This is a genomic window from Nonomuraea sp. NPDC050451 (genome assembly GCF_044458585.1).
In genome coordinates this window covers 49344-67319 of sequence record NZ_JBITHZ010000007.1, presented here as the reverse complement: position 1 = coordinate 67319, position 17976 = coordinate 49344, and the positions used below count along the sequence as shown (strand labels likewise).

Here is a 17976-nt window from a genome sequence, read left to right as displayed (position 1 = left end):
TTTCCCGCGGTCTGACCAGGAGTCTTACCGACGTGTGAAGTGCGGGGGGAGGAACGATCGATCATGAAGACGGGGTTGCGGTTCGCCCTTATGGGGCCGGTCCGGGGGTGGCGCGGTGACGCGGAGCTCGACCTCGGCGCGCCCCAGCAGCGGGCGTTGCTCGCCTTCCTGCTGTTGCGCGAGGGCGAGGCGGCGTCGATGGACGAGATTGTGGACGCGCTGTGGGGGGAACGGTCGCCGGAGAGCGCGCGGGCCGTCGTGCGTACCTACGTGTGCCGGCTGCGCCGCGTCGTGTCGTCCGCCGCGGACGACGACCGGGTGATCAGGTCGTCCGGTTGCGGCTACGTCATTTCCGCCGGCACGGTGTCCGTGGACTGGCACACCTTCCTCGGGCAGGTGCGTGAGGCGCAGGCCGTACGCGCTCGGGGGAGCGTGGCCGAAGCGGCCGCCCTGCTGCGCGGCGCCCTGCGGCTGTGGCAGGGCCCGCCGCTGGGCGGGGCCCGCGGCGACTACGTCGACCAGGAGCGGACCCGCCTGGTCCAGCGCAGGGTCGCCGCGCTGGAGGAGCGGCTGTCGCTCGACCTGGAGCTCGGCCGGCACGCCGAGGCCAGCGAGGAGCTGGCCGAGGCCGTCGCCGCCGAGCCCATGCGCGAGCGGCTGCGCGAGCTGCAGATGCTCGCCCTCTACCGGTCGGGCCGGCAGGCGGAGGCGCTGGCCGCGTATGGCGAGGTGCGGCGGTTGCTCGCCGCGGAGCTCGGCATCGACCCCGGCGCCGGCCTGCGCGAGCTGCATCAGCGCATCCTGCGCGCGGACCCCGGGCTCGCCCCGTCGGCGCCGAGCCCGGCTCCGGCCGTCGCGGCCGAGCGGCCGCCCGCCCAGCTGCCCGCCGCGCCACCCGGCTTCGTGGGCAGGGAGGCGGAGCTGGCCGCCGTCCACGACACGTTCGGTCCCGCCGGGTGGACGCCGGTGGTGGCGATCACGGGGCTCGGCGGGGTGGGGAAGACCGCGCTGGCCGTCCAGGCGGCGCACGCGATGCGGGACCGCTTCCCGGACGGCCAGGTCCACGCGGATCTCGGAGCGTCCGCCGGTCGCCCGGCGGACCCCGCCGCGGTCCTGGGCTTCTTCCTGCGCTCCTTCGGCGTGCCGGCGGATCGGCTGCCCGACCGGCTGGAGGAGCGGGCGGCGCTGTGGCGAACCGTGCTGGCCGACCGGCGGGCGCTGATCCTGCTGGACGACGCCGTCGACGCGAACCAGGTACGCCACCTGCTGCCTGCGGCGCCCGGCTGCGCCGCGATCGTCACCACCTGGCGGCACCTGATCGACCTGCCCGGGGCCCGCTGGATCGGGCTCGACGCCCTGTCCTCGGCGGACGCGCTGGAGCTGCTGGCCCGGCTGGCCGGCCACGGGCGGGTCCTCGGGCAGCGGCAGGACGCGGTCGAGCTGGCCGATCTGTGCTCGCACCAGCCGCTGGCCGTACGCGTGGCCGCGGACCTGCTGCAGGCCAGGCCGCACTGGACGGTACGGCAGGTCCGCATGCGCCTGGAGGACGACCTGTACCGGCCCGCGGGCGCGAACGACGGCTGCGCGCTGATCGAGGCGCCCTTGCTGCTGGCCCAGAGCCGGCTCGACGCGCAGCAGGCCACGGCCTTCCGGCTCGCCGCGCTGCCCGACTACGGCGAGCTGACGGCGGAGTCGGTCGCGGCGCTGCTCGGCCTGCCGCGACCGCGGGCCCACCGGCTGCTGGAGTCGCTGGTCGACGCCCACCTGCTGCTGGCCGGGCCGGGCGGGACCTACCGGTACCACGGTCTGGTCAAGGCGTTCGCGAGGCGGCAGGCCTGGGCGTGCGAAGGCGTCGAACAGTGCGACGCCGCGTTGAGCCGGCTGCTGCGGTTCCACTCACGGCGACCGGCGGCCCTGCGCATGGGCTGATCCACCGCCGAGTTTGGCGGCGAGGGCCGCCCTGGCCTCGGTCCGGGAGTCGTAGAGGCATTCCAGGGCGGCCCGCCAGCTCGACCTGGCCGCCTCGACCTCCCCGACGGCGTGCCAGGCGTCGCCGAGCCGCTCCAGCACCAGAGCGTCGTGATCACGACCGTGCCAGCTCTGGCCGTCGCCCAGCGCCAGGGACCTGCGGTAGTTGTCGATGGCCGCACGGTGCTCTCCCAGGAGGTGATGCGCCCAGCCGATGGTGTAGAGGACGAAGCTCTGGCCGACCACGTTGGTCTGCAGGCTCAGCGACCGCCGGCTGTACGCCAGGCCCGCGCGCGGCTCGCCCAGCCGGATCAGCACCCAGCCCACCGCGTTCAGGGCGCCGGCCTCCTCGAACGGGGTCGCCCCCTTCTGACGGGACAACGCGAGGGAGCGCCGCGCGTGGCGCAGCGCCTCACGGTAACGGCCCTGCCGGTCGTGCAGGCGGGTCAGTTCGAGATGCGCGACGGACTGTCCCTTCACGTCTCCCAGCTCGGTGAACAGGCTCAAAGCGCGCCGGTAGGCGTCGTGCGCCTCGCCGGGCAGCCCGGCACGCGTGCACGCCGAGGCCAGGGCGTGCAGGGCGTGGGCGTGCAAGCGCGGGTCGCCGAGCCGCTCCGTGGCCCGCACCGCGGTCCGCGCCAGCCCCAGCACGCGCTCCGCGGGGCGCATCAGGATCAGGTACGTGTGCGCCGACCAGGCCAGATGCGCGACCTGGTGGTCGAGCCCGAGCCGGGTGGCGTGCTCGACGGTGGCGAGGACGGCCTCCTCCTCGGCGCCGAACCAGGCCAGGGCCTGGATCGTGTCGTCGATCCGATCCGGGGTCACGCCGTCCTGCGGCTCGGGGAAGGCAATCGCGTTCTGACCCGGTTTGATCAGCTCCGAGCAGCGGTGGGCCGTACGGAGGTAGTGGTCCACAAGCCGGTGCAGGGCGGCCGTGACCTCGTGATCCGGTTCCTCCTCGGCGGCCGTCTCGGCGGCGTACGCGCGGATCAGGTCGTGGAACGCGAAGCGGCCCGGTACGTGCTCGGTGAGCAGGTGGGCGGCGGTGAGCTCCAGCAGCAGCGGGCGCACGCCGGAGAGGCGCAAGCCCGCCAGCCCGGCAGCGGCCGACGCGCTGATGTCGGGTCCCCGCGCGGTGCCCAGCAGGCGGAACAGCCGGGCCGCCGCAGGGGTGAGCGCGCGGTAGGACCAGGAGAACACCGCCTGCGGGGCAGCCGTGGCGTCGAAGCCGGCGAAGCCGTCCAGGCTGCTGCGTGCCTGGTGCAGCTCGGCCGCGATGGACGTCAGCGTGAAGGACGGATGGGTCAAAGCATGGGCGGCGACCGCGACCAGCGCGAGCGGCAGCCCGCCGCACAGGGACAGGATCCGGGCGGTCGCGTCCGGCTCCGCCTCCACCCGCGCCGCGCCCAGCCGGGTACGCAGCAGGTCGGCGGCTTCGCGGGCCGGCAGCGGTTCCAGGACTAGCGCATCGGCGAGCCCGTCGAGCCGGTTACGGCTGGTCACGATGGCCAGGCAACCGGGGGACGCGGGCAGCAGCGGGCGTACCTGCCGGGCGTCGCGGGCGTTGTCGAGGAGCAGGAGCATCCGCCGTCCGGCGACGCGGTCACGGAACAGGGCGGCCCGCGCCTCCACGGCGACCGGGACCTCCTCCGCGGCCACGCCCAGGCCGGCCAGCAGCGCGTTCAGCGCCTCACCGGCGCTCATGGCCTGGTCGTTGGGGTGGAAGCCGCGCAGGTTCAGGAACAGCTGTCCATCGGCGTAGTGGTGGGCGATCCGATGCGCCCAGCGCACGGCCAGGGTCGTCTTGCCGACGCCGCCCATGCCGCAGATGACCCTGACCTCCGCGGCGCCCTCTCCCGGCGTCGGCAACTGCGCCAGCTCCGCGTGGCGCCCCTCGAAGACCGGCGGATCGGCGGGCAACTGGGCGGGCCTGGTCATGCTCGCCCGGGCTCCGGTCTGGGCGGGCCTGGTCATGCTCGCCCGCGCTCCGGGCTCGGCGGCCGGACTCCGCAGCACGCCCTCGCCCGCGGCCGTCAGTTCGGGCCCGGGGCCGATGCCCAGATCCTCCGCCAGCCGGGCGCGGACCTGGCGATAGAGGTCGCGGGCCTCGCCGTGGCGGCCGGTCGCGGCCAGCAGCTGGACCAGCCGGGCCTGCAGCAACTCGTCCAGCGGCTCCCGCTCGGCCGCCGCCCGTACGGCCGGCAGCAGCGGCGCGGGCCTGCCAACGCCCAGCGCGTAGTTGGCGGCCACGCCCACCGTCGCCGCGTACTCCCGGTCCAGGGCGACGAAGACCGGCCGGGCCCGAACGGCGGGTGGGATCCCGGCGCCCACGGCCCCCTGCCACAACCCCAGCGCCCGCACGTAGTGGTCCACCGCTTCGGCGGGCCGGTCCTCGGCGGCGGCCGCGCCGGCCCGGGCCACCTGCTCCCGGAACCGGAGGAGGTCCGCGCTGGCCGCGTCGACCGCGAGCCGGTAACCCCCCGCCGCGGGCAGCAGCCACCGGCCCGCCTCCCGCGCCGGCAGCCCCGGCTCCAGCGCCCGGCGCAGCTTCCCCACGTTCCGATGCAGCACGTTGAGCGCGGTGGGCGGCGGGTCCTGCCCCCACAGCCCGTCGACCAGGTCATCGACGCCGACCGGCTGTCCGCCGGCGGCCAGCAGCAGGGCCAGGAAGGCAAGCTGCTGCGGCGCGCCCAGCCGGACCTCGCGCTCCGCCCGCAGCACGCGCACCGGGCCCAGCAGCGTGAACCACATCCGCTCGGTCAGGAGAAGTCACCCCTTTCTCCGCTATCAGGTGCAGATCGCGTTGACCTTGTCCAGGGCGGTCTTCATGTTGGTCCGCACCTCCTGCAGTTCGGCCAGGGCCGCGTCCTTGCCGGAGGGGTCGATCTGGGCGCCCGTGAAGGTGTCGGCCATCCCGTTCAAAGCCGTCGCGAGGTCGCCTTCGGCCTTTCCCACGAGGTCTTTCACCTTGGCACCGATGTCGGCGTTCAGCTTGTTCATGCTCGCGGCGTCGCCCGCCGCGGCGGCGGCGAGACCTCGGCGGAAAGGGGTGCGGAACATGGCTGCCTTCCTGGGTCGGCGGCAATGGTGAATGACGCCGACCGTAGGGCGCGGTCGTCCATGAGGGATTGACGCCGCGCATACGCCGGCCGTTACCGGCGCGCCGGCCGCCGGTAGGTGAACGTGCCGCCCGCCGTCAGCTCCGTGACGAGGTGGTGGTCGGGGGAGAGCCCGCAGGCCGGATCGGTACGGCCCGCGTCGCCGGTCAGCGCGTACGCCTGGCAGCGGCAGCCGCCGAAGTCGAGCGTCTTGCGCGGGCAGCTCGCGCACGGCTCGCGCATCCAGCCGGTGCCCCGGTAGGCGTTGAAGGCGGGCGAATGCTCCCAGATCCAGCCGAGCGAGTGATCGCGGGCGTTGGGAATGTCCAGCGGCAGGTCGTACGCCGCCGGGCAGGGCAGCACGCGGCCGTCGGGCGCGACGGTGATCGAGATCGCGCCCCAGCCGCCCATGCAGGGTTTGGGCACGCCGTCGAAGTAGTCCGGGATCACCCAGATCAGCTCAATATCCGTCTTTTCCCGATATTTCTGGACTACGGCCTCGGCGCGGGCGAGCTGCTCCCTCGTAGGCAGCAGCGCCGACCGGTTGAGCAGCCCCCACCCGTAGAACTGGGTGTTGGCCAGCTCGATGCGCTCCACGCCCCACGCCAGCCCGAGCTCGATGATCTCGCCGACGGCGTCGAGGTTGGCCCGGTGCAGGACCACGTTGAGCCCGAGCGGCAGCCCGCTCGCGACCACCGCCGCCGCGGCCCGCTCCTTTCTCCCGAACGACGCGACCCCGGCGATCCGGTCCGACTCCTGCGCAGTGGCCGACTGGACCGACAGCTGCACGCTGCGCAACCCCGCCGCCGCGAGCTCGCCCGTCCTGCGCTCGGTCAGCCCGACGCCGCTGGTGACCAGCTGCGTGTAGACGCCCGCGCGGTCGGCCGCCGCCACGATCTCCGCCAGGTCGCGTCTCAGCAGCGGCTCGCCGCCGGACAGGTGCGCGTGCACGACGCCCAGCGCCGCCGCCTCGCCGAATATCCGCCGCCACTCGCCGGTGCCCAGCTCGCTCGACCGGGCCGCCAGCTCGGTCGGGTTCGAGCAGTACGGGCAGCGCAGCGGGCACGCGTGCGTGAGCTCGGCCAGCATGGCCCAGGGGGCGTTCACCGGAGCCAGCCCTCGGCCCGGACCCGTTCGAGGAACTCCACGATGTCGGACTCCGCGCCCTCGGGCAGCTCGGCGACGATGTCCGCCACGGTCCGCGCGCCGTCGCACAGGGCGACGATGGCCGCGGCCTCCGCGTTGAGCACGACGATCCGCTCGGGCACGATCAGCAGGTCCGCCCCGCGTACGGGGTCGTGGCGGAGCATGGCCGAGCGGGACAGCACCGGGCGCCAGGTCATCGGTACGCCCCGTCCACGGCGTCGAGCAAGGACCACAGGAGATCGCACTTGTAGGCGAGCGCCGCGACGGCCTTCTCCTGGTCGGCGCGCGTCCGTGCCCAGTCGAGCACCAGGGCCAGGGCCTCGCCGCTGTCCTGGCGGCCCTGGGAGATGCGTACCTGGAAATATCGCAGTCCGTCCGGATCTATGCACTGGTAGTGCCGTTCGAAGGCCGCGATCCTCGTACGCATGAGGTCCGGGGCGAACAGCTCGGTCAGCGACGCCGCGACGGCCTCCAGCGCGGAGCCGTTGCGGCACAGGTTCACGTAGCCGTCGACGGCCAGCCGCACGCCGGGCAGCACGCCCTCGCCCGACAGCAGCAGCGACCGCTCCAGCCCGGCCGCCTCGCCCAGGCGCAGCCACCGCTCGATGCCGCCCTCGCCGGGCGCGGCGCCGTCGTGGTCCTGGATCCTGCGCAACCACATCCTGCGCAGCTCGGGCGTGGTCAGCTTGGCCAGGATGAACGCGTCCTTGACCGGGATGTGCCGCTGGTAGTGGAAGCGGTTGAGTATCCAGCCCCGCAGTTCGTCCCGGGTCAGCTCGCCCGCGTGCATGCGCTGGTTGAACGGGTGCAGGTGGTGGTAACGCTTCTCCGCTACGGCGCGCAGCTCGGCCTCGAAGCCGTTCAAAGCTCGATCACCATCCCGTCGGCGGCCACCTCGATGCCCAGCTCGGCGAGCACCTCGTGCTGCTCGGCCGCCGGGTCCACGAGGGGGTTGGTGTTGTTGAGGTGGGTGTACAGGCGGCGGCCGGGCAGCTTGGAGAGCCGCTCCATGGTCGCCTCGATCGGCAGGTGCCCCATCTGGGTGGCGGTCCTGGCGGAGATCCCGGTACGGCGGGGCTCCTCGTCGTCCCAGAACGTGCCGTCGACGATCACGCACGCGGCCTGCAGGAACGCCTCGTCCAGCTCGTCCGGCCACACGCCCATGGCGGGCGCGTACACCAGCGGTCCGAGGCGCAGCGCCGACACCCAGCCCGTGGCCTCGGGGGAGCCGGCGGCGTACCGGGGCCGCTTGCCCGACACCGGAATGGTGGCGGCGTCGGCCCAGGTCAGCTGGAGGTAGGGACGCAGGAGCTCGGCGAAGGGGCGCAGCGCGTGCCGTATGACCGGGGTGGAGCGCACCTCCAGCGCGTCGGCCTCCCTGAGCCTGAGCAGGCCGATCGTGTGGTCGAGCTCGGCGTCGGTGAGGATCACGCCCTTGAGCGGCGACTCGCGGGGGCCAGGCCCCGGGCGCAGCCACGCGCACGACTCGACCTGCTCGGCGATGTCGGGCGTGGCGTTGACGACGTAGGCGCCGTCGTCGAGCTGGACGGCCAGGCTGGCGTGACGTCGGCGGCGGCCCGGATGGGCGCGCGCCCCGGAGCAGCCGGGGCACGCGCAGTTCCACTGGGGCACGCCGCCACCGGCCGCGGTGCCGAGCACCTGCAGTCGCATGGCGTCGCCCGGTTACCGGGTGGCCAGGAAGTACGCGGTCATCTCCATCGATGCCTCGACGACCTGATAGTCGGGCTTGTGCCAGGTCGTCTCCTCGCCGCGGGTCCTGACCTTCTTCTCGTGGATCCTGCGAGGTTGCTTCTTGCCCTGCTCTTTCGGCTGGGACATATGCGTACCTGCCTTCCGTAGGGTGTTACAACCGATATGACCCTGCGAGATGGCGGACGTCAATGCCTTAGATCGGAGCTATATCACCGATTTCCGGAATCTTTCCGGGCCTGGGTGTGTATGGCGGGATCGTTCATCCGATGTCTTGCCAATCGGTCGGCGGAGCTGCCCGATCGCCAAACGAAGTTCGCCTCATTCGCGGAGTCGCGCCGATTTCCGGCCGTTCGTTCGGGCGGAGGGCAGGCACACCTACGTATGGCGGACGCTTGACCTCTGACGCCGCTCGACCGGAAGGACCGGAGCCGTGCCCGAACTCGACCACGAACACGTCGCCATCCGCACCGGCCCGCGCTCCGGGCTGCCGTTGATCGTCGCCGTCCACTCGACGGCGCTCGGCCAAGCGGTCGGCGGATGCCGCGTCTGGCGCTACGCCGACTGGCGCGACGGGCTCGCCGACGCGCTGCGCCTGTCGGCCGGCATGACCGCCAAGTGCGCCGTGGCCGGGGTGGCCAACGGCGGCGGCAAGACCGTCGTCGCTGTGCCCGAGGGCACCGAGCTGGATCCGGCGTTGCGCCGCCGGGTGCTGGAGGACGTGGCGGACGCCGTCGCGTCCCTGGACGGCACGTACGCGACCGGTCCGGACGTCGGGACGAGTCCCGAGGACATGGCGGTCATCGGCGAACGTACCGCCCATGTCTTCTGCCGGCCGGCGAACTCGGCGCCACCTGGACCTCGCCCCGCGAAGCCCTCACCGCCGAGGCCGACATCCTGGTCCCGGCCGCGCTCGGCGGCATCCTCACCGCGGACGTCGTGCCGGAGCTGCGCTGCGCCGCCATCGCCGGGCCCGCGAACAACCAGCTCGCCGCCGAGCCCGTCGCCGACCTGTTGCACGAGCGCGGCATCGTCTGGGTGCCCGACTACGTCGTCAGCGCGGGCGGCGTCATCAACGCGCTCGCCGTGGAGCTGCGTCACGAGACCCCCGAGGAGGCCCGCGTACACGTCGAGGCCATCGAGCGCACCGTCACCGAGCTGCTCCACGAGGCCGGACGCCGGAACGTGACCCCCGCCCGGGCCGCGAAGGAGCTTGCCCGGCGCCGCCTCGAGGCCGCGCGACCCGTCACGTGAGCCCGTGCAGGGCCGACCGGCTGCCTGCGGTCACTGCCAGGTCAGCGAGCCCCGGGTCGCCCAGTAGGTCTCGGGGTCCTCGGCCAGGACGGCGAGCCGTTCGTCCAGTTCCGGGTCCCAGGCGACGTGGACCGCGGCGAGATTGCTGTGGAACTGCTCCACCGACGCGGCCCCGCTCAGCACCACGCCGGCCCACGGCCTGGCCAGGACGGCGGCCAGGGCCAGAGTATCCGGGGTGAGGCCGCGTTCCCGGGCGGCGCGGGCGAGCGCGTCCGGTGCGGCGTGGGCGGTCAGGCGGCCGTTCGCCACGCCCTCCTTGACGATCACTCCCAGCCCGGCGCGATGGGCCCGGTCCAGGGCAGGGCCGGCGGACGGTTCGAGCAGGTTCCAGGTCGCCTGGACCGTGTCGAACAGGCCGAGCTCGACCGCCCGGTCGATGGTGTCCGCCTGGCGCGGGCCGGTCGTGGACAGGCCGACCGACACGCCGGAAGCGCGCAGCTCGCGCAACCCGCCGAGGACGTCCTGGTCGTCGAAAACACCGCTCTCGACGGTGGCCGAGTGGATCTGGTACAGCGACAGGTGCTCGCCCAGCAGCGCCCGGGTCTCGTCGAGCTGCCGTCGCAACTGGCCGGCGGACAGCTCTTTCACCTCGTGCCGGTCGGCGTCCATCCGCCACTCGCCGACGTAGGCGTACCCCCATTTCGATCCCACGGTCACCGTCCCTGGCGTGATGCCGCGCTCGCGCAGCCAGCCGCCGAGGAACTCCTCCGCCCGGCCGTAGGAACGGGCCACGTCGAAGTACCGCACCCCGGCCGCCAGCGCCGCGTCCAGGACCGCCCAGCTCCGGGCCCGCATCGCGTCGACGCTGCGATCACCGCCGAGGTCCTCCTCCCGGCCGAGCGTGATGTACGCCGGCCGGCCCAGCGCGGCCAGCCCGATCCCCACGGGGGTCACCCGCAGCCCCGTGCGGCCCAGCTCACGCATCCCCGTCCCGTCCCAGCTCTCAGCGGTCATGCCGCCAGTTGACCACATGCCGGGATCGGATGACCCACGTGGGACGGGACCTTGAGCCGATGCCCGTGACGCGTCAGTGCGACGAGCTATCGCGCGATCACCCAGGCCGGCTCGCGGGTCACGGCGGGCTCCGGGTGGACGGCGCGGGTGAGCAGGGTCTGCGCCACGCTCGCCTTGAGCAGGGCGGCCGTCCGGACCACCGGCACCAGGGTCACCGCGAACAGGGCGCCCACCGCCGTGGTGACGAGCACGAACGTCGTGGGGGTGGCGGTGAGCCCCAGCCACTCGGGCAGCCCGTTCTCGAGGGCGCCGGGGATCCGGGCGATGGCCCAGCCGTAGATGGGGAAGGTGAGGCCGGCGATGGCCCCGGCCCACCACACGGCGCTGAGGATGAAGGCGGCCAGCGCGAACGGCAGCGCGATGATCCCGTGCAGCAGGTCCATCATCGCCTGCCCGCTGGTCAGCGGGTTCATCACGCGGCGGAACCAGCCCGTGCCCTCGGGGACGGGCGCGTACGCCGGGCGACCGACGGGGTGGCCGAGCACGCCGGGGAGCGCGACGCGTTCGAGGTCGGCGAGATGCCTGGCCGCGGCGGCGGTCGCGGCCAGCACCGGCAGGCCGACGAAGGCGACCGCGCTGCCCAGGCCCGCCGAGACGCCGATCACGGTGGTGGCGAAGGAGGCGACGGAGAGCGGGAGGCCGAGCAGGGTGTAGCGGGTGTCGGTGGCGAGACGGCGCTGGAGGGTTCTCATGGGGAAGACGCTACGAGCCGCGCCCATGACGCATCGACCCTGCGCACGGGCGTGTACGTGGTAGGGCCAGCCCTACCTGAACGGCCTCGGCAGCCGTATTGTCGGGAAAGATCCCCGACGTAATGATCAGAGCATGCTCCGATCAAGAACCGTCCTGTCCGCGCTCTCCCTCGCCGCGTCCGCGCTGCTGATCAGCGGACCCGCCGAGGCGCAGGCGGACCCGCCGTTACCCTCGGCGATCTTCCGCGCCACGCACAACAGCTACTCGGGCAACGTCGCCGGCGCCAGGAACTCGATCGCCTACCAGCTCGACCACGGCATCCGCTTCATCGAACTCGACATACACGACAACGGCTACGCCACCTCGAACGACTACTCCATCGGCCACGACTCCCCGGGCAACCAGGTCGACCACACCGGCAACCCCTCCTCCAACCTCCTGCGCGACTGGCTCAACGTGATCAACACCTGGTCCGCGCAGCATCCCACCGCCGCCCCGATCGTCGTCGCCCTCGACATCAAGGACGACCTGACCGACAACACCTCGTACGCCGCCGGCAACCTCGCGGCGCTCAACCAGGAGCTCGTCTCCGCCTTCGGCCCGCGGCTGCTCTGGGCCAAGGACTACCCGGCGACCTCGCCCACGGTGGACGCGCTGCGCGGCCGGGTGCTCCCCCTGATCTCCGGCAACGGGACGACCCGCACCCTGTACAAGCGCGACGTCGGCTCCAACCCGGCCGTCGCGATCAACGGCCGCGGCCAGGTCGTGGAGGTGCACGACTCGGGTTCGGGCGCGCTCTGGTACTGGTCCGGCACGTACGGCGCCGACGGCCGCGTGACCTGGCTGCGCCACGGCAAGTACGACAACGGCGTGACGCCGGCCGTCGCCCTGAACGACAACGGCGACCTGGTCGAGGTCCACCAGTCCCAGACCGCGACCACGCTGTGGTACCGCGTGGGCCGCCTCGGCGCCGACGGCGAGATCACCTGGTCGGCCAGCCGCAAGTACGACGACGGCGTCCTGCCGACGATCAGGTTCACCGATCCGGCGGGCACCCGGCTGCGCGAGATCCACCGAAGCCAGAGCAACAGCCAGAACTGGGACTGGGACGGCGTGCTCGACGCCGGCGCGATGACGGTCTCGTGGAGCGGCAACGCCAAGACCTCCGACGCCCGCTACGACAAGACCACCTCGGCCAGCGGCACGTCACGCGTGCGCGTGTGGACCGGCGCCGACGGCCCGACCCCGTCGCAGACCCTGCGCATCGACACCGACAGGTACACCGGCGACCGCATCCGCTACCAGCAGGTCGCCTTCGACGAGTTCCAGCAGGGCGACAGCGCGGAGCTCCAGCAGGGCGCGCTGTTCTACGCCGCGCCCGCCACGCAGTCCTCGTTCATCACCGCGGCCCGGCAGGCGGGACGGATCGTACGAGGCTGGGACTTCGACTCGACCGGCGACGCGACCAGCCCGCCGGCCAACTATCCGGCGACCAACCACCCGTACGAAACCTGGTACCAGAACCTTCTCTCCCAATTCGGCGCAATCCAGTAAAACCCGCGTCGTACGAGGGGGCGGCGGCCGGAAAATCGTTCGCTCCCTCGTACCCCCGGACGGCAGCATGAGCGAGGCGGTGTCTGCATTCGGGAGGGCGGATGGCTGTGCTCGGATCACTTCAGGAATCCCAAAGCGCTCCATCTGCGCGGAGGTCGGCGGTGCTGCTCGCACTGCGCTACTACTGCGGGGAGCTGCTCCGCCAGCGGAGGGTGGCGGTGCCCGCCCTGACGATGCCGGCGCTGGGCAACATCTGCCTGTTCTACCTGGCGCCGCTGGCGGTGGCCGGGCTGGTGGGGCATCTGGCCGGGGGCGGGGAAGGCACCGTCGCCACGCTCCTGCCGTACGTGCTCGGCTTCGGCGCGCTGCTGCTGGCGGGGGAGGTGCTGTGGCGGATCGGGCTGCACTTCCTCAACCGCACGGACGCCCGCGGCATCGAACGGCTCGGCGTGGTGGGCATGGACGAGCTGCTGACCAAGGACGCCGCGTTCTTCCACAACAACTTCGCCGGTTCGCTGACCAAACGGGTGCTGGGGTTCTCCTCCCGGTTCGAGGAGTTCGCCGACCTGCTCACCTTCTCGATCATGGCCAAGCTGGTGCCGCTGGTCTTCGCCTCGGTGGTGCTGTGGCAGTATCACCCGCTGCTGGTCCTCGTTCTCGTCGGTCTCATCATCGTCACCGGCGTGCTCGTCGCCCCGCTGATCCGCCGTCGCCAGGCAATGGTCGACGAGCGCGAGGCCGCCAAGGTGCTGGTGTCCGGCCACGTCGCCGACGTGCTGGCCAACATGGAGACGGTCCGCGCGTTCGCCGCCGAGGACCGCGAGGCCACCGAACACCGGGCCAGGATCGCCGAGCAGCAGCGGCTGACGCTGCGGTCCTGGGACTACGGCAACCTGCGGGTGGACACGGTGGTCGCCCCGATCTCGGTCCTCACCAGCGCGATCGGCCTGCTGCTCGCCGTGGCGCTGCGGGGCGGTCTGGGCGTGGAGGCCATCGTGGTGGTGTTCTCCTACTACTCCAACACGATCAGCATCATGTTCGAGTTCAACCAGATCTACCGGCGGATCGAGAGCGTGCTCACCGAGGCCGCCCAGTTCACCGAACTCCTGCTCGTGCCGCCGACCGTGCTGGACCCCGCCGACCCGCAGCCGCTGCGCCCGGCCGACTCGGGCGTCCGCTTCGAGCGCGTGAGGTTCGCGCACGACGGCGCCTCGCCCTTGTTCGAGGGTCTCGACCTGGACATCCCCAGCGGCACCAAGATCGGACTGGTCGGCCAGTCCGGCGGCGGCAAGACCACACTCACCCGGCTGCTGCTGCGTCTCATGGACGTCGACGCCGGCCGGATCCTGATCGGCGGCCAGGACATCTCCCGGCTGCGCCAGGCCGACCTGCGCAGCCTCATCGCGTACGTCCCCCAGGAACCCGCCATGTTCCACCGGTCGGTGCGTGACAACATCGCGTTCGCCCGGCCGGGCGCCACCGACGCCGAGATCCTCGCGGCGGCGCGGGCGGCGCACGTCACGGAGTTCGCCGAGTCCCTGCCGGACGGCTTCGACACCCTGGTCGGCGAGCGCGGCGTCAAGCTCTCCGGCGGCCAGCGGCAGCGCCTCGCCCTCGCGCGCGCCATCCTGCGCGACGCCCCGATCCTGCTGCTGGACGAGGCCACCAGCGCCCTCGACTCCGAGAGCGAGATCCTCGTCCAGGAGGCCCTGTGGCACCTGATGCGCGACCGCACCGCGCTCGTGGTGGCACACCGCCTGAGCACCGTCGTCCGCATGGACCGGCTGGTCGTGCTCAACCGGGGCTGCATCGTGGAGCAGGGCTCCCACGGCGAGCTGCTCCAGGCCGAAGGTCCGTACGCCCGGCTCTGGCGCCACCAGTCCGGCGGCTTCCTGGTGGACGACGACCGCTCCATCGCCCAGGCGGCGGTTGAGTAGGGGTTACTCATGCCATCGCGGCGTGCCGTGCCTCATTGTTGGAACGGTGCATTCGACATCGAGGAGATCCCATGATCAGGGACGGACGCTACGAGGGGCAGAGCGGCGGCATCTCGGTCACGCTGCGGGTGGACGCGGACGGCTCGGGGGTGATCAGCGCGGACGTGTTCCAGGTCGCGGCTGACGGCCGGAAGGCGTACCTGGCGTCGGCGCGCACCGCGCCCGGCACCAAGGTCGCGCTCGACGACGGGACGTGGCCGGCGATCTGGCAGGCCGGTCCCGCGAACAAGACGACGGGGTCGCTGGCCCTGGCCCAGGCACAGACCGACGGCGTGTCGGTCACGTTCACCCTCGACGCCCCGCTGAACGGGCTGCCCACCCGGACCGAGGTGGTCGTGCCCGTCGAGCACAAGGACGACGCGCTGCGCGAGCTCGGCCTGGAGATCGAGCTGGAGCAGAACGTCCCCGCGCCGAACCCGGTGATCTTCCAGGGCGTGGAGCGCACGATCAACGGCTGCCTGCGGGGTGCCGGGTTCGCGGTCAAGGACGTCGGGCGGCAGAGCCCCATCCCCGCCGGGATCGCCGGAGCGTGGGACGACTCGCTGCTCTACACCATGCTGAGCGATCTCATGCTCATCACGGGAGACGCGTCGCTGCGCGCCAGGGCGTGGGAGCTGCATCTGCTCCTGCTGTCGCGGGCGGCCATCCCCGGACTGGCCGGGGTGATGTTCGACGCCGAAGGGCTGCTCCAGCGGCAGGGTGCGGCGGTCTTCACCGCCGGGTTCCAGGGGGCGACCAGGGATCAGAAGATCATCAGGACCATCGTCCACGAGCTCGGGCACGCGCTCAACCTCGCGCACCGCTTCGAGCGCGTGGTCGGCCGGGCCGACTCGACCTCCTTCATGAACTACGACTGGCGCTACCTGGGCGGCGGGCACGAGCAGGACTACTGGCGGGAGTTCGCGTTCACCTTCGACGCCGACGAGCTGACGTTCCTCCGCCACGGGCCGTTGACGGCGCTGATCCCCGGGGGCGAGCCCTTCCACTCCGTTCGCTACTGGGCCGACGGGGGCGGCGGGCACTCGCCGTACGCGCCCGAGATCCCGTTCGACGGCTACCGGCTGGCGCTCGCCGCGCCCGAGTCCGGGCCGGTCTTCGCCTTCGGCCAGCCGGTGTTCCTCAAGGTCACCCTGGAGAACCGCACGGCGGCGGACCTGGAGGTGGAGCGCTGGGTGCTCGACCCGAAGGCCGGGCCGCTGGAGATCCTGGTGCGCCGCCGCAGCGATCCGCCGGCGGACGTGACCGCGTTCACCCCGATCGCCCAGCGGTGCATGGCCGCCATGGACTCCACGGCCAAGCTCACCCTCCCGCCCGGCGGGGCGCTCAGCAACAACGTCAATCTCACCTTCGGCTCGGCCGGTTTCACCTTCGCCGAACCCGGCGAATACGACATCACGCCGGTCCTCGGCATCCCCGCCCGTGACCCGGCGGGCGAACCCGTGCAGTGGGTGGTCACCGGCGAGCCGCTGCGCGTCCGCATCGCGCCCCCGCTGGGCGTGGCGGAGGAGCGCGACGCCGAGGTGCTGCACGCGTCGGAGGTGGGCGCGTGGTTCGCCCTCGGCGGCAGCGACGCCCTCGCCTCGGCGGGCGAGGCGCTGGAAGGGGTACGCGAGCGCCGCCAGGCCGAGACCGGGAGTCATGACCCCGTCGTGGCGGCGATCGTCCGGACCGCCGCGCTCGACGCCGCCCGCCCGTCGATCCGCTTCCAGGACAACGAGTACGTCCGCCGCGACGGCGACCCCGCGCAGGCCGCCCAGCTGCTGGCCGGCCTGGACAGCCGGGCGCTGCGCACCTTCGACCCGTACACCGCGCAGCAGACGACCGCCCTCGCCGCCCAATACCGGAGCGCCGCGAGCGGATAGGTTGACGAAAGTAAGGGGGCGAACGGGCCTTTCGGGAGTGTCAGCCACAGAGGGGCTGTTTTTACGCTCCTCCCATGACCAGATCCCGTCTTGCGGCCGCAATCGTCGCTCTGCTCGGCGCCATGTTTCCGGCTTCCGCGGCCGCCGCCACCGCGGAAGCTCTCTCCATACCCCGCCCCACCGGGCAGTACGCGGTCGGGCGCGACACCCTGCACCTCGTCGACAAGAAGCGTCCCGACCCGTGGGTGCCCGCCGCCGACGGGCGGGAGCTGATGGTGTCGATGTACTACCCCGCCTCCACCGGCGGCGGCCCCGTCCCGTACATGACCGTCGACGAGGCCCGACTCCTGCTCAAGGGGCTGAAGCTCGACACCAGGTTCAAGGCCGAGCAGCTCGCCGGCGTCCGCGTGAACGCCCGCGCCGGCGCCCGCCCGGTCGGCGGCAGGCATCCCTTGGTGCTGCTCTCGCCGGGCTTCACGCTCAACCGCGCCACCCTGACGACGCTCGCCGAGGAACTGGCGTCCAAGGGGTACGTCGTCGCACTCGTGGACCACGCCTACGAGTCGTACGGGACCACCTTCCCCGGCGGCCGTACCCTGACGTGCGTCGCCTGCGAGGCGATCGAGCGGGCCCCCTCCGACGAGGCGGAGAAGAAACTGATGGCCAAGGCCGCCGAAGGGCGAGGAACCGACCTCTCCTTCGTGGCCGGCGAGCTGACCCGCTGGAAGCGCTGGAAGATGATCGACCCGAGGCGGATCGGCGCCGCCGGACACTCCCTGGGCGGCAACGCCGCCGCCGTCGCCATGGCCGCCGACCGCCGCATCCGCGCCGGGGTGGACATGGACGGTTCGTTCTTCGCGCCGGTGCCGCAGTCGGGCCTCGGCAAGCGGCCCTTCCTCATGCTCGGCACCAAGGCCCAGCACTCGCCCGACGGCGTCGACACGAGCTGGCCGCCGGCCTGGCAGCGGCTGGACGGCTGGAAGCGCTGGCTGACGGTCGCCGACTCCGGGCACTTCACCTTCATCGACCTGCCGATCATCGGCGGGCAGGCGGGGGTCACCGACCCCTCCGCCCCGCTCTCGGGCAAACGGTCGGGCGAGATCACCACGGCCTACGTGGGCGCCTTCTTCGACCAGCACCTACGCGGCAAGCATCAGCCGCTGCTGGACGGCCCGTCCGCAGCCAACCCGGAGGTGGCCTTCCAGAATCCCTGAGAAAAAACGGGCCCGCACCCCCCTGGGTGCGGGCCCGTTTTTCGGTGCGTCAGGCGGGGACGATGTTCTCCGCCTGCGGGCCCTTCTGGCCCTGGACGATGTCGAAGGAAACCTTCTGACCCTCGTTCAGCTCGCGGTAGCCGCCGTTGGAGACGATGTTGGAGTAGTGCGCGAAGACGTCGGCGCCGCCGCCGTCCTGCGCGATGAAGCCGAAGCCCTTTTCAGAGTTGAACCACTTCACGGTTCCGGTTGCCATGCCGATCTCCTTATAGATAAGTGCAGAAAACATGACCCATCCGGAAATGACCGGCAAACCAAAAACGCGCCCGAAGATCGTATTCCGTCGGGCGCGCAAAGTCTCATGGGTACCACAACTGCAACTTGGCTCACCCTAGCACATGTTTCC

At 72.2% G+C, this 17976-nt stretch carries 16 protein-coding genes and 1 pseudogene; 7 read left to right on the top strand and 10 right to left on the bottom strand.

Features of this window, described 5'->3' with window-relative positions; all coding sequences use genetic code 11:
• Window positions 1–63 precede the first annotated feature (63 nt).
• On the top strand, window positions 64–1929 hold the full coding sequence (locus tag ACIBI9_RS23305) for a BTAD domain-containing putative transcriptional regulator (protein WP_397224256.1): 1866 nt from the start codon (window positions 64–66) through the stop codon (window positions 1927–1929).
• Here the strand turns inward: ACIBI9_RS23305 and ACIBI9_RS23300 are convergent.
• From ACIBI9_RS23300 to pqqA, 7 genes are all read right to left on the bottom strand, one after another.
• Window positions 1897–4719, bottom strand: coding sequence for an AfsR/SARP family transcriptional regulator (locus tag ACIBI9_RS23300; RefSeq protein ID WP_397224255.1), 2823 nt, complete (start codon window positions 4717–4719; stop codon window positions 1897–1899). The two genes, ACIBI9_RS23305 and ACIBI9_RS23300, sit on opposite strands and share 33 nt — an antisense overlap.
• A 36-nt stretch (window positions 4720–4755) precedes the next feature.
• Complete coding sequence (locus tag ACIBI9_RS23295) at window positions 4756–5028, bottom strand: hypothetical protein (protein ID WP_397224254.1); 273 nt, start codon at window positions 5026–5028, stop codon at window positions 4756–4758.
• A gap of 92 nt (window positions 5029–5120) precedes the next feature.
• Complete coding sequence (pqqE, locus tag ACIBI9_RS23290) at window positions 5121–6173, bottom strand: pyrroloquinoline quinone biosynthesis protein PqqE (RefSeq protein ID WP_397224253.1); 1053 nt, start codon at window positions 6171–6173, stop codon at window positions 5121–5123.
• Window positions 6170–6409, bottom strand: coding sequence for a pyrroloquinoline quinone biosynthesis peptide chaperone PqqD (gene pqqD, locus ACIBI9_RS23285; protein ID WP_397224252.1), 240 nt, complete (start codon window positions 6407–6409; stop codon window positions 6170–6172). The genes pqqE and pqqD overlap by 4 nt, the downstream gene beginning before the upstream one ends.
• The gene (gene pqqC / locus ACIBI9_RS23280; protein ID WP_397224251.1) at window positions 6406–7077 is read right to left on the bottom strand and encodes a pyrroloquinoline-quinone synthase PqqC; all 672 of its coding nucleotides are present in this window, start codon (window positions 7075–7077) and stop codon (window positions 6406–6408) included. Before pqqC ends, pqqD begins: the two co-directional genes overlap by 4 nt.
• Window positions 7074–7883, bottom strand: coding sequence for a pyrroloquinoline quinone biosynthesis protein PqqB (gene pqqB, locus ACIBI9_RS23275; protein WP_397224250.1), 810 nt, complete (start codon window positions 7881–7883; stop codon window positions 7074–7076). The genes pqqC and pqqB overlap by 4 nt, the downstream gene beginning before the upstream one ends.
• A 12-nt stretch (window positions 7884–7895) precedes the next feature.
• Window positions 7896–8051 (bottom strand): pyrroloquinoline quinone precursor peptide PqqA, encoded by a 156-nt coding sequence (gene pqqA / locus ACIBI9_RS23270; RefSeq protein ID WP_225963807.1) that lies wholly within the window; start codon window positions 8049–8051, stop codon window positions 7896–7898.
• Window positions 8052–8355: 304 nt separating this feature from the next.
• Here pqqA and ACIBI9_RS23265 point away from each other — a divergent pair.
• Window positions 8356–8679 (top strand): annotated as a pseudogene (locus ACIBI9_RS23265) (Glu/Leu/Phe/Val dehydrogenase dimerization domain-containing protein); the annotation flags it as partial.
• A gap of 71 nt (window positions 8680–8750) precedes the next feature.
• The gene (locus tag ACIBI9_RS23260; RefSeq protein WP_397224723.1) at window positions 8751–9176 is read left to right on the top strand and encodes a hypothetical protein; all 426 of its coding nucleotides are present in this window, start codon (window positions 8751–8753) and stop codon (window positions 9174–9176) included.
• Window positions 9177–9206: 30 nt separating this feature from the next.
• Here the strand turns inward: ACIBI9_RS23260 and ACIBI9_RS23255 are convergent, their stop codons facing one another.
• Together ACIBI9_RS23255 and ACIBI9_RS23250 are read right to left on the bottom strand one after the other, a co-directional pair.
• Window positions 9207–10190 carry an aldo/keto reductase gene (locus ACIBI9_RS23255; protein ID WP_397224249.1) on the bottom strand — a complete coding sequence of 328 codons (984 nt, stop codon included), beginning with the start codon at window positions 10188–10190 and terminating at the stop codon, window positions 9207–9209.
• A gap of 86 nt (window positions 10191–10276) precedes the next feature.
• Complete coding sequence (locus tag ACIBI9_RS23250; protein WP_397224248.1) at window positions 10277–10942, bottom strand: sensor domain-containing protein; 666 nt, start codon at window positions 10940–10942, stop codon at window positions 10277–10279.
• A 133-nt stretch (window positions 10943–11075) separates the two neighbouring features.
• Here ACIBI9_RS23250 and ACIBI9_RS23245 point away from each other — a divergent pair, with 133 nt between their 5' ends.
• The 4 genes from ACIBI9_RS23245 (at window position 11076) to ACIBI9_RS23230 (ending at window position 17570) form a co-directional block, all read left to right on the top strand.
• On the top strand, window positions 11076–12497 hold the full coding sequence (locus tag ACIBI9_RS23245; protein WP_397224247.1) for a hypothetical protein: 1422 nt from the start codon (window positions 11076–11078) through the stop codon (window positions 12495–12497).
• A 161-nt stretch (window positions 12498–12658) separates the two neighbouring features.
• Entirely contained in the window at window positions 12659–14434 is a 1776-nt protein-coding gene (locus ACIBI9_RS23240; RefSeq protein WP_397224246.1) for an ABC transporter ATP-binding protein, read from the top strand.
• A gap of 71 nt (window positions 14435–14505) precedes the next feature.
• Window positions 14506–16356: a hypothetical protein gene (locus ACIBI9_RS23235; RefSeq protein WP_397224245.1), complete on the top strand. Its 1851-nt coding sequence runs from the start codon at window positions 14506–14508 to the stop codon at window positions 16354–16356.
• 74 nt (window positions 16357–16430) lie between these two features.
• A complete protein-coding gene (locus ACIBI9_RS23230; protein WP_397224244.1) occupies window positions 16431–17570 on the top strand; it encodes an alpha/beta hydrolase family protein in 1140 nt (379 codons plus the stop codon).
• Between the two features lie 49 nt (window positions 17571–17619).
• Here ACIBI9_RS23230 and ACIBI9_RS23225 read toward each other — a convergent pair whose 3' ends face one another.
• Entirely contained in the window at window positions 17620–17826 is a 207-nt protein-coding gene (locus ACIBI9_RS23225; protein WP_185069135.1) for a cold-shock protein, read from the bottom strand.
• Between the last annotated feature and the right edge of the window lie 150 nt (window positions 17827–17976).